The following is a 12,319-nucleotide window of genomic DNA, read 5'->3' as shown; positions in this document are numbered from 1 at the left end:
CCCATGTCCGTTCCAATTGATGCCTTGACTGCCCTCGCCGGTCCTGTCGAGATTGCCGAAGATGTGCCATCGCAGGTTCGGGACCGATTTGCCGAGTCTGTACCCGGCGCCCGGGTATTGGTGACGACCGACCGCGAGTGTGAGGCGGCGCGCAGCAGGCTCAAGGATGGTGCACGTTTGATTGCCGCTGAAAGCGTGAAGGGCGACGGACTTGTCGCAGCGAGTGCGTTGATGGACCGGATGTGGAGTTTTGGCGGCTGGGAGGTTGCTCAGACTCACGAGAGCTTGTCGAACTACCTCCTGGAAGAGACGTATGAGGTGCTCGATGCGATTCTGGCCGGCGACCGCGAGGCGCTGAACGAGGAACTCGGTGACCTTTTGTTGCAGGTGTTGTTTCATGCACGGATAGCGGAGTGCGAGCCAACTGCACCGCCAGTCGACATAGACACGATTGCCGGCGCATTGGTGGCGAAACTCTGCCACCGGAGCCCACACCTGGCCGGCGAACCGTCGGAGTCGGTCGACATTGCGGCGCAGGAGCGAGCATGGGATCAGCGAAAGGCGGAGGAGAAGTCGCGTGCCTCAGAGCTCGACGGCATTGCACAAAGCCAACCCGCAGCGATGCTGGCTGAGCAGTATGTGAAGAGGGCTGTCCGTGGAGGGTTCCCCGAGGACCTGGTACCGGTTGAGTTGCGGGACGCGGTTGCGCGGTCCCTTGACGCCGACGAGGCTCTTCGCCTCGAGGCTCAGCGCTTTGCTGAACACTTTCGTGATGCGGAGTCGATGATTCAGTCGTCGGCGAGAAATTCGGTGAATGTGCAGGGCGAGGAGCCTTCTGCTCGTTCGACCGCACGGTGGGCTGATGCTTGGCGAATTCGGCGGCTCCCGTGATTTGATTGCCGTTCTGTAGCTGAGTGGAAGGTCACCTGAGTTCGAGGCTGCGAAATAAACAAACTCAAGGTATGTTTATCTCCAGACAAGCAAACCGTGCCGCTCTACGTGCAGGGTTGGGGGTACCAACCGTTGGTTCGGTACAGGTCAAGCGAGAGGCGAGCCAGTCTTCGTCGGACGGTGGGGCGTTCGGCGGTTGGCCAACTATTTGCTTGAAGCCAAAGGTTCACCGTTTTTGATATCTGGCGGGGGACGCAACCGGGGAGACAGAGGACCAATGAGCGTGGACACAACTGACCGCATCCAGATATCCGAGCAGGAGCATGCACCGGCTTCACAGCGTCCCTCTGTGACGGTGGTGGTGCCGGCGATGAATGAGGCGAAAAATCTGCCTTACGTTGCAGAACGGATGCCTGACGGAATCGATGAGATCGTTTTCGTCGATGGCCATTCGGTCGATGATTCGGTGGATGTTGCCAAGCGGTTGTGGCCGAAGGCGACGATCGTAACGCAGACGAGACGAGGGAAAGGCAACGCACTCGCATGTGGATTTCGGGCGGCAACGAGTGACATTGTCGTCATGATCGACGCTGACGGTTCGACGGACCCTGCGGAGATTCCTTTGTTCGTCGATGCGCTTGTGCAGGGGGCCGACTTTGCCAAGGGGACACGGTTTGCGCAAGGAGGGGGGAGCGATGACATCACTTTTTCTCGTAAACTTGGAAACAAAGCACTGAATGGAATCGTAAACATCAAGTTCCGTGCGTCTTTCAGCGACCTATGCTACGGCTACAACGCGTTCTGGCGTCGCCACATACCTGTCATGAACCTGCCGGAGACTGGTACCGCGGAGGCGCAATGGGGCGACGGTTTCGAGATCGAAACCTTGATCAATGTTCGGGTAGCCAATGCAGGACTGAAGATATCCGAAGTGCCGAGCTACGAGCGCGACCGTATCTATGGCGAGAGCAATCTCAACGCAGTACGTGACGGATTTCGAGTACTGCGAACCATCCGGAGTGAGCGTCGGGTTCCGCTACGGGAAGCGGCTCGCGCAAAGTAGTCGGTGACTGGCGAAGGCCCTCCCACCTGTCCGGCGGGAGGGCCTTCCTACGTTCAATCCCCGCACGAGACGATCTCGATGTGCCAACATTGTTGGATGTCGACATTTCGCCTCACCGGTTCGAATCTGCAGTGTCGCTGCGGACATGCAAATGACGCCCACCGGCACTTGCGGTCGGGGAGTGATTGTGGCTTATGTGAATGCACTCGATTTCGCCGCAGCAGTGGTCTCCTGAGCCGAATCACTCAAAGCCTCCGGCGGCACTGAGAGTAGTCGTGAACTCGGGATTCCAAACGTCGTCAAGATTGAATTCTTCATTTCCTTGTGAACCGAGGCGCGAATCCTTGGTCCGATCAACGCGTGATCACCCTGCGAAAGCTGTCGAATCTCGATGGTGCCGAACGCTTTCCGTAGGCGTTGGACTCCGCTGCGACCGCGATTCTCGTTAAACCATTCCTCATCGGTTGGTGATACAAGCACTGTCGTTGCGACGCCTGCTTGGACCAACGGCGCGAGAAGCACCTCTGGGACCTGCACGAGACCAATCCGACCCAATGCGAGCCAGACGCGATACGGCAATCGGTCACGAAGCTTGTCCTTGAACCTGACGGCCCAGTTGTGTGCTCGAAGCGCGAAGGTTCCTCGCGAGCATTCTGCAGGCGCGAGAGACTGGCTTCGCGTGAACTCTAATTGTCGCGTAGTCCACCGAAGGGGGTTGACTAGTATTGCGCGATTTGCTCCGAGTTCTGCGGCAGCGATTGCGGCACTCCACGATCCGGAGCACAAGCCGGCAACTACCAGGTTTTCTGGGCACACGCCAGCGTTTCTGGCCGCCTCTACGCCATCAGCGCGTTGCTCGGGTGTGTAGATGGTGCTGATTTCTCGATCCTGCGCAGCGGTCGTTTCGCCGGTTGAAGTGCGGTCGAAGCGGATAGTCGTGATTCCGTAGCCTGCCAACTCTCTTGCCAACTCAACCCAAAGGCGACTGGGACCGATCCGGTGTTCGGACGCGGTGCCATATAGAACTAGAGTCGGGCCGCCGGGGATGCTCGAGGCCGGCGCTGTGCGGATAGTCAGCATACGGTTCGTGCCGGCGTAGGAGATGTATTCGGTGATCGGGATTTCGAACTGAGAGTTCAACAAGGTCGTGGAATGACGAAGATGTGCGGTGACACTTGTGCGTGGCGAGCGCGTCGAATCGCCAATCCATTGCGCCAGAGAAGACACTGTATGCCAGGGTATTTGGACCGCGAAGTCGGCTGGCTCGATGAAGGGGGCCTGGCCGTCGATGTTCATGTGGTCAGCTGACAGTGATTCTACGAGTTGTCTTACTCGTGCAGTGTCGGCGTGCTCTGGCCGCGACGCAACTAGGACCTTAATTGAAGGGTCGATGGGGAGCGCAGTGAGATTCATACCCGAAAGACGTTGTGCAGCAAGTGGGTGCACCGACATCCCGACGAGCGGGATGAGTGGATCGTCGGCATCGGGGGCCGCTGTGAGCCGATTCAATGCCTTCTGCTGCTGAACGAACGTGCGCCCACGGATGACGGGGTCCCAAAGTACCAGCGTCGTCATATCTCGTATCCTCGACGCCGCGGAAGTTGCGACCAACGCGCCTACTCGCAGCCCGACCAGTGTGATCTCGCGAACTCCGCAGGACTGGAGAAACTCAGCAGCCTCCACGACGCTCGACTCCCATATCTGGACAGCGTCTTCTCGGGTCTGTTCACCGGACGAGTCACCTGTGCCTAGATAGTCGAACCGAAGGACTAACATGCCCTGCGCGCAAAGTTTTTGAGCCAGGAGCATCAGGCCGCGATAAGAATCGACATGCTCCTTTCCGATCGGAGGGCACAGCACGACCCCTCCGCGTGCTGTGCCCCCAGCCGGAACGTGCAGTGTGCCGAACAGTGGCGAAGCCTCGTTGCCGAACCAAGTCGTGAACTTTCCGCCATCGGTGGCCACATGCGTTGAGGATGCGCTCTTGTTTATCTCGATGGTGTTCCCAGCAGTGCTCGGTGACGCTCCGAAATGACATGTCGAGCTTGCCGGTTCGACGTGACCGCGCGCTAACCGCATCTGAATCCTTCGACATCCGATTGGACTGAGAGGATGTCCTCAGTCGAGAACGTACTCATCGACAGCTGATCTGCCCCAAAACAATCTACAGGTTTGTTTTGGAAATTGCCAGACAGTTGCGGAAAGTTGACTTTCGTCAGCGCTGAACGAGTGTGCTCACGATTGCGAGGTGGTCGGAGCCAGCGATCTCGACGGTATCGAACGTTGTCGCCGTCAGTTCGGGCGGGACGAGAATATGGTCGAGAGCGGCGAATGGCGGCCACGACCAGTTCGCGGGAAAGGTGTTCACGTAGAACCGACCAGCCTGCCTCGCGGCATCCTGCGTTCCACCATGCAGTAAACCTCGAAACTGTCTGTGATCGACGGTTGCGTTGAAGTCGCCGGCGATAACGAGTGGGTTGAGATTCGTGTCCAATAGTGCGCGGATTTGTGCGAGTTCATTGATCCAGTTCGTGGAATCCTGATCTTGTATCGGGGCTGTGATGTGTGTCGCCACCAGGTCGTATTTTCCGCCTTTGAATTCGATTGTTCCTGCGACGCAGGCAAACCCGAACCCTTCCATTTGACGGGGTTCGCTGATCGGGAATCGGCTCCACAGTCCGGTTCCTCGTGCGTCATTGTCTGGCCGGATGACGCTGAACGGGAAGATCCCGGGCATTCCTGCAACTTCCAGTGCGGCCGCAAAGGCCGGGGTCAATTCCTGTACCGCGACAGCGTCGACGTTGTGAAGTCTCGCTGCATCGACGACTGCGTCCACGTCGGCCGCACCCTTTGCGACATTGATCGACATGATTCGCATGGCCTCGCCTGTCCGAGGCGGGGTGACGGGCACCGCGACCTGTGTGCCGATTGCAAACATGATCATCGCCAGCCCGATGATCGAGCCGACCCACTCGCGAGTGGCGAGCAATGTCAGCGTTGCAGGCACCATTGCGAGCGGTAGGTATGGCACTGCGATCACCAGTGAAAGCAGTGCGGGGTTGCGTAGCGGCAAGTATCGAAGGACGAGCAGTCCTGCGCCCACGACGAGGGTGGTCCAGCATGCCCATTTCAGAAACGTCACAACCTCGGTTGTACCGCATCGGTGAAATGATCGCTGGGACGTTACTGGGGTACATTGGTCCACGACAGTCGGCGGGGGAACCGTCAAGTAAATAGCCAAAGAACAGACCGATAGTCTGTCAATCTGGGCTTTTGTGGCGACTGAGATGTTTTGGTCTGTGTGTCCAGGCGGTGGTCCGGACGCGAGCGGGACGGGAAATCGGCCGGCACGATGATTGGAGACGTGACCATGGTCACACGACATGACCTCAATTCGAATAGCGGTGCGGTAAGCGTCGTCATGGCTTGTTATTCGATGGAGCGGTTGCGGGGGATAGTTGCTGCTGTTCATTCGATTGCAGCGCAGACCTTGCAGCCTGCCGAGATCATCGTTGCGGTCGACCACAATCGCTCGCTCGCGCACACCTTGCGCCGCGAAATGCCGGGCATCTGTGTGATCTCCTACGAGGACGGGCCTCGAGGTGCGTCTGGCGCTCGCAACGCTGGAGTTGCTGTCGTGTCGACGCCCTACACTGCCTTCATCGATGACGACGAGATTGCTGACAGCAGCTGGTTGTCGGAGCTGATCAAACCGTTCGCGGACGAGCGGGTCGTCGGGACGGGCGGACGGTACAGGGCAGTATGGCGATCACCCAAGCCTAATTGGTTTCCGGACGAATTCGGGTGGGTCGTCGGAGAATCGTTTCACGGAATGCCGATCGAGACCTCCCGTGTTCGCAACGTCTGGAGTGGCAGCATGGCCGTTCGTACAGCGGCTTTCCGCGCGGTCGGAGGATTTCGAGTCGGGTTCGGCAAGAGCGGCGAGCGATCGCAACCCGAGGATACCGACCTGTGTATCCGAATGGCGGAACTTGGCAACGACTTTCATTGGATGTACGTGCCGACATCGGTGATCGATCACGATATTCCTTTGGAACGCAGCACGTTTCGCTTCTTCCTGGCCCGCTGCTATTCCGAGGGGAAGGGAAAGATCGAACTGCGAGACGACCGGAACGGCTCGGAGGAACTCGACGATGAGCGTGACTACGTGCGCAGTGTTCTCACCAGCGGGCTTCGGCGATACGTCTTGGGGGGTCGGGTGTCCCTGTCGAGGGCAGGGGCCGTAGTTGCCGGAATCGTTTCGGCGGGTATGGGCGCCCTGTCCGCCATCATGTGCAGGCGTCGGCACTTTGTAGGCCCGTGATGACGAACAAGGGGCCGCGAATCTACGCGGATGCAGCGTCGATGGCGTCGTCCCAGGTCATCAATGCCGCACTAGGCATGGGATTTTGGGCAGTCGCGGCTGTAGTTTTACCGCCGGCACAGCTGGGCGTCATGACAGCGCTGCTTGCGCTCGTTACCGCTCCGGCAATGGTAATCGGTACCGGAGTCGGCGATGTCTTCAATTCGATGATGCCCGCAGCAGGTGCAAGCCTCGGCGCCGTGCACCGGCGAGGTCTGCGGGTGTTCTACATGTTGTCGGTTCCTGTGGGCGTCATTGCAGCAGTCGCGGCGGTTTGGTTCATTCCGGAAGTGAGGGGCTCGATTCCGGTTGCCTGCCTAGTGTTTGTGGGTGTTGTCGTCTGGGGCATGTTCATTCTGCAGAACAGCACTTTGACCAGTTTGGACGAGTCCCGGAAGCTGCCCTTGATCAACGGGATCGTCAGCGCTGGTCGCATTGGTGTTCTTCTCGCGTTGGTGTGGTTAGCGAATTGGCAACCGGTGGTCATGTCGACGGTCGTGGTAGGCGGAGCGTCGGTTGTGTTCATGCGGTTGATGATCGGCCGTATCGTCGAACGGCGATCGGCTACCTCGCCCCCTGGCCTGTGGACTGAAGGCAACGCGTCGGCTGAGGTCGTGAGAATGTGCAGGCAAGCTGTCCCGACCCAAGCCATGGGTGTCGGGGTGATCCTTCTGATGCCATTTCTCGTCACCGCCTATTCCGGTCCAGTTCAGGGCGCAGTTTTCTCTCTTTCGATGAGCATCGCACAGACCCTCGAATTCGTCGGCTCTGCCATGGGGACTTCCCTCGTGGTTCACGCCTCGAAGAACCCGAAAGATGGTTCCAAGATGGCGTTGGTTTTGTTTGTGAGGGTTTCTGTTCTGGTCGCTGTGGGCGGGGTATTGGTCTCGCTGGGTGCACCGATTATCTTCGGAATACTCGATCCCGAGTATCTGGATTTGGATGCCGAACTTGTCGTGATCATCCTTGCGATCGGGTCGTTGATGAGAACGATGTTCGTGGTGTGGTCTGCGTTGCAGCGAGCGAGGCGCGAGATCGGACCATTGGTGGTCATCAACGGTCTGTTCGCCGGACTTCTCATGGTGGTCTTGCCTTTCGCGTGCTTTCTCTGGGGAGCTGTGGGTGCTGCGGTTGCGGTCGGTGTGGCCCAGACGGCGGCTAGCATCGCCGCAGTCTTCGGGATAGCTCGGCGTCGAGATGCAATAAGAAGGCGGGTGTTTCAGTATGAGGTTTGAAGAAGATGTCAGAAATCAGGACGCCGGTGAGCCAGCCGCACAGGGCCTTCGGCGTGATGGACTCACGAATCTCGATCCGGTGATGACGCCGACGGCCGGAATCGAATTGTGGGCAGGGGCCATTTGGATAGGTCAGGTGGACGAGTGGGAGCTACTTGCATCGAGTGTCATCGAATTGACCGGGGGAACAGCGTACGGACGTGCTCGCCTGCTGGTCGCCCGACTCAACGGATCATTTGCCTTTGTCGAGGTTCAAGTCGCGAACGGAATGATCAGATCGAAGGAAGTACTGGCCTACTTGCCGGATTCCGAGCCTGTAACCACTTCACCGGCTCCCGAAGTGCCTGTCACATTGATCATTTGCACGATGAATCGACCGGATATGCTCCGTGAAGTTTTGACTTCACTCGCCGATCTCGACTACCGAAACTACGACGTGCTTGTCGTGGACAACGATCCCTCGTCCGGGTTGACACCGCCGATAGTGGACGCTTTTGCCGGAGTTCGGATCGTTGATGCGCCGGAACGTGGCCTGTCCAAGGCACGAAACATAGGCCTAGTTGCGGCCACTGAAGAGTTCGTGGCATTTACGGATGACGATGTCGTGATTGACAAGGACTGGCTCCGTGAGTTGGTCGGCGGATTCGCAGTCGCGGAGGACGTCCACATCGTCACAGGTCTCGTGCCGACAGGTGAGGTATCGACTCCTGCTCAAGCCTTTTTCGATCGTCGCGTGAGTTGGTCGAAGAATCTTGTGCGAACGACGTACCGCTTGTCAGCTCCGCCTGAGAACGACGCTCTGTTCCCTTTCCGTGTGGGCGATTTCGGGACGGGTGCCAATTTCGCGGTTAGACGATCCGTGATGCTCGAACTCGGCGGATTCGACGAGGGGCTAGGGGTGGGATCGCCGTCAGGCGGCGGTGAAGATATCGACATGTTCGTCAGGGTCATTCTCGACGGGGGTGCGCTGGTCTACGCGCCTGCTGCGCGAGTCTGGCACCGCCATCGCATCGATTCAGCGGGATTGAGTAAACAGATGGCCGACTACGGCCTCGGCTTGGGAGCCTGGTTGACGAAACTCGTTATGGATCCGCGAATAGCGATGATGTTGGCGACGCGTATGGTCAAGGGACTTTCGCACTTCGGGAGCGTCTCCCAACCTGAAGAAGGTCAGATTCGACTTACACCCGATCTTGACAAATTGCCTTGGATCGAGCGGCGCGCATTGTTGCGAGGCCCCGCAGCGTTGGTGCGCTCGCGTTTGGGGGGATTGCGGGGGCGACCACTTCTCCCGAAGGGAACGCGCCCGGTGCGCAGTTCGATAGCCGTCGAATTTCCCGGCGCTAGGTCGATTCGTCGGGCGACTGCGATGGTTGACGCGCGGTGGCCGACCGACGAGCACAGACTGGCAATTCTGGGATTGGTCGGTGGAGTTTGTGGTCTGGTCGGCGCCGGCCTGGGCGCGATCGGCGCTCTCACCGGTGTAGCCGTGATCGTTTTTGTCGCGGTCGGCCCGGGTGCGGCAATTATGTCGTACATGCCTGATCAACCTGGCTACGTACGGGTCGCAGCTGTTCCGGCCCTGGGGATCTCGATCGTCGTGCTGATGACATTCCTGATGACCACAATCGAGGAGTACTATCCCTTTTCGCAGCTCGTGATTCCCAGTCTCGCTACCATCGGAGCATCTCTAGTTCGACTTCTCACCCTCGATTCTCGCCCGGAAGTTTCCGGTCGCGAAAACCTCAAGCGACGTATCGGGGCTGTCCTGTCGGGGTTCCGGCGGTTATGACGAGATTGAAGGAGCGTAACGAGCTGTCGTCGACGAAGTCATATGATGCTCCGACTGACCGGCTGACGATTGCTGTCGTATCCGACAGAAAGAGGCGCGATTGGATTTCGTGGGGGATTCTCGTTGCAGCACTGGTGAGTTGGTGGATCGCTGCCCCTTCGCTGTCGACTGCACAGGCGTCGGATTTCGGCCTGCTGTTCGCGGCGTCACCGTTCTTCGCCGGTGCAATCACTTTGTCGGTGATCGGCTTCGCAGTCGCAATGTCACGAAGGAACGACCGTGCAGCGTTCGGCGCGGTGGTGATTGTTGCGCTCGTGCAGAGGACTGCGACACTCATGGCGTCCGATGTGCCGCTGTATACCTGGACGTACAAGCATCTTGGGGTCACGGATCTGATCCAGCGAAGCCATTTCCTGGCACGAGGTGTCGATGTGTACAACGGGTGGCCTGGCCTCTTCACGGCAACGGCTTGGTTCTCTCGCGTTACCGGCGTGCCGGACATAACCGTTGCGAACTGGTTCGCGATCGCTGCGCATCTCCTCATGGTGATTCTGTTCTACTGCATGGCGAGGGCGTGGAGGCTGGATGTCCCGACCGCTATTTCCGCCACGTTTCTCTTCGAGGTGCTCAATTGGGTGGCGCAGGATTACTTCGCCCCTCAATCGCTGGCTCTGATCCTAGTTCTTGCATTCTTAACCCTGATTGGATCCTCGCGAGACCGACCTAACCTTGTCGTCGTCATGATCGTGGTCTTCTGCGCGATAGTAGTCACTCACCAACTCACTCCGTATTGGATGGGATTGATCATGTTGGCGCTCATGATCTTTCGAATGCTTCGGCCGTGGTGGTTGACATTCGTGTTCGCTGCAATAGCCATTGGTTTCCTCATCTACAACTGGGACAGTGCAGGTGACTTTGCGAAATTCTCTTTCGACGTGACGTCGAACGCGAAGTCCAACCTCGCCGGAGCGAATCTCACGCCGACTGCAGGACAGGCATTTGCAAGTAAGACGATGCGTTTCTTGACTGTCGGACTGTTGGTTTCCTCCGCGGTCACGGCAATTATCATGTGGCGCAAGAAGATGCCGGTACTTGCTCTCGCGATTGTCGCGTTTTCTCCGCTCGCCATTCTGGCCGGGCAAGGCTATGGTGGTGAAGCGATCTTTCGTGTCTATCTTTACTGTTTGGTGGGTTGTTCCCTGCTGCTTGCATTTCCGGTCACTGCGATGCTCCGCGCGTGCCGAGCCTCGAGGATGAAGCTAATAGCGGCGGGCATCCTGCTCATCGGTGTCACGCTGTCTTCATCAGAAGCGTATTTTGGTGCGTGGTTCGCCTACTTGACGAAACCTGCAGTAGTCAAGGGCGCTTCCGAGGTGTTGGAGTCGGCGGATCCCTATGGTGTACTGAGGGTTCCGTCCCCGGCGTGGCCTGATCGGCCAACTCAGGCTTATCTGCGGTTGGCCGGCCTCGATCCGAAGTTCGATGTGCAACCGGAGGCCGCGACTCTTTTCTACGGTGCAGACTTTGCGACTGACGAAGAGTACGCGAAGTTCAATGAATACTTCGTCGCTGACCACCGGACAACGTACTTCGCGATTTCCGATCAAATGGTTTTCTACAATTGGTACTTCGGGCTCTCCCCACGGGAAGCATTGCCGAATCTGGAGGCACGAATGCGGTTGGACCCGATGTGGAAAGTCTTCCTCGAAGGTAGTGGATTCGTAGTCTTCGAGCGAGTGGCCGTTAAGGATGAAAGTGGTAACGATGGCTGATCGCAGGCTGCGAATTCTTGCGTCGACGCTGACTCGCGATGTCACGGGTATCGAGCACAGTGTTATTCGGTTGCTCCCACGTCTCGGTGAGCAAGGTGTGAACGTTGTCATGGCCGCGCCCTCTGGTGGTGAGCTCGAACAGACGTGGAACGAGATGGGACTCGAATTCATACCGATGCCAGACGGGGCGCGTGTCGGTCTGCGTGATTCCTCTGGCGCTTCTCAGACTCCGGCGAAGTTGTTGTCGCAGATCCCGCGGTCTGCGACGTGGGTTTCAAAGCTTTTGGTACATGCTCGGCGTGCTGATGTCGTCCACTCGAATTCGCTCTTGTCACATCTGGATTGCGTTGCGGCTGGCAGGTTGGCGCGAACACCTGTTGTGCTCGAGATTCACGACATACTCGACCCGGGGCGAGGTCGGAGTCTGCTGAGTTCGGCCGTTCGTGGGGCCTCAGCCGCGATCGCAGTGAGTAATGCTGCACGGCAGCAGCTTTCGAAGGCGGCTCAGGGAAAGACGACAGTAGTTCCTCAGGGCGTCGATTCGGCGGTCTTTGCGCCAGGACCAGCTACGGTGCGAGCTGAGCTCACCGATGCCCCCGATTCTGCATTGGTCGCAGTCATTGGACGGGTCGACCCTGTCAAAGGAATCGACACCTTGATCGAGGCAGTATCCCAGATCCGTTCCTGCGGCAAGGACTTACATCTGGTCATCGTTGGCAGGTCGAGCCCGGGGAACGAGCGCTACGGCGAGAATCTTCGCCGAAAAGCTGCGGAATTGGCTCCTGGTGCTGTCAGATTTGTCGGACAACGGAACGATGTTGCGGCCATTTTGCGGTCGGTTGACATCCTGTGTGTTCCCTCCGCGCGAGAACCCTTCGGGCTCATAGCGATCGAAGCGATGTCAGTTGGTACTCCGGTGGTGGCCAGTCGGACCGACGGTTTCCTCGATTACGTCGTCGATGGTGAAAACGGACTGCTGTCCGTACCGGGTGATTCCGCAGACGTGGCCGGGAGAATTCTGTCCCTTCTGGATGACAGGCAGCTTCGCGCTCGGTTGGTGACCGGTGCACGCAGGTCGGTATTGGAGGACCACGCGGTCTCAGCGCGAGCTGATCGACTGATTGACGTCTATCGAAGGGTTGCGAAATGAGTGGGAGTACGCGTGTCGTGGTGCGGGCTGGGATGATTCTCTCGGTGGCCTCA

At 58.3% G+C, this 12,319-nt stretch carries 8 protein-coding genes; 7 read left to right on the top strand and 1 reads right to left on the bottom strand.

Translation table 11 applies throughout. The features are described 5' to 3' along the window. Positions 1–3 precede the first annotated feature (3 nt). Positions 4–891: a MazG family protein gene (locus KTR60_RS20515; protein ID WP_228401204.1), complete on the top strand. Its 888-nt coding sequence runs from the start codon at positions 4–6 to the stop codon at positions 889–891. Between the two features lie 277 nt (positions 892–1,168). Further along, positions 1,169–1,954 (top strand): glycosyltransferase family 2 protein, encoded by a 786-nt coding sequence (locus KTR60_RS20510; RefSeq protein ID WP_064443929.1) that lies wholly within the window; start codon positions 1,169–1,171, stop codon positions 1,952–1,954. Positions 1,955–4,169: 2,215 nt separating this feature from the next. On the opposite strand, the gene KTR60_RS20505 is transcribed toward KTR60_RS20510, so the two are convergent. Beyond that, positions 4,170–5,096 (bottom strand): endonuclease/exonuclease/phosphatase family protein, encoded by a 927-nt coding sequence (locus tag KTR60_RS20505; RefSeq protein WP_052416977.1) that lies wholly within the window; start codon positions 5,094–5,096, stop codon positions 4,170–4,172. A 228-nt stretch (positions 5,097–5,324) separates the two neighbouring features. Between KTR60_RS20505 and KTR60_RS20500 the strand changes: the two genes are divergently transcribed. The 5 genes from KTR60_RS20500 to KTR60_RS20480 are packed head-to-tail and all read left to right on the top strand — an operon-like array spanning position 5,325 to position 12,266. Next, a complete protein-coding gene (locus KTR60_RS20500; RefSeq protein WP_228401203.1) occupies positions 5,325–6,278 on the top strand; it encodes a glycosyltransferase in 954 nt (317 codons plus the stop codon). Next, the gene (locus KTR60_RS20495) at positions 6,275–7,552 is read left to right on the top strand and encodes a hypothetical protein (RefSeq protein WP_228401202.1); all 1,278 of its coding nucleotides are present in this window, start codon (positions 6,275–6,277) and stop codon (positions 7,550–7,552) included. Before KTR60_RS20500 ends, KTR60_RS20495 begins: the two co-directional genes overlap by 4 nt. After that, positions 7,542–9,344 (top strand): glycosyltransferase family 2 protein, encoded by a 1,803-nt coding sequence (locus tag KTR60_RS20490; protein WP_228401201.1) that lies wholly within the window; start codon positions 7,542–7,544, stop codon positions 9,342–9,344. Before KTR60_RS20495 ends, KTR60_RS20490 begins: the two co-directional genes overlap by 11 nt. Continuing rightward, positions 9,341–11,116, top strand: a complete 1,776-nt coding sequence (locus KTR60_RS20485; RefSeq protein WP_228401200.1) for a hypothetical protein — start codon at positions 9,341–9,343, stop codon at positions 11,114–11,116. The genes KTR60_RS20490 and KTR60_RS20485 overlap by 4 nt, the downstream gene beginning before the upstream one ends. Then, complete coding sequence (locus KTR60_RS20480; protein ID WP_228401199.1) at positions 11,109–12,266, top strand: glycosyltransferase family 4 protein; 1,158 nt, start codon at positions 11,109–11,111, stop codon at positions 12,264–12,266. Before KTR60_RS20485 ends, KTR60_RS20480 begins: the two co-directional genes overlap by 8 nt. Positions 12,267–12,319 lie beyond the last annotated feature (53 nt).

Source organism: Rhodococcus sp. C1 (genome assembly GCF_020809065.1).
Lineage (GTDB): Bacteria > Actinomycetota > Actinomycetes > Mycobacteriales > Mycobacteriaceae > Rhodococcus_F > Rhodococcus_F qingshengii.
Note: the sequence above shows the minus strand (reverse complement) of the source record. Positions and strands in the feature narration are given on the sequence as shown.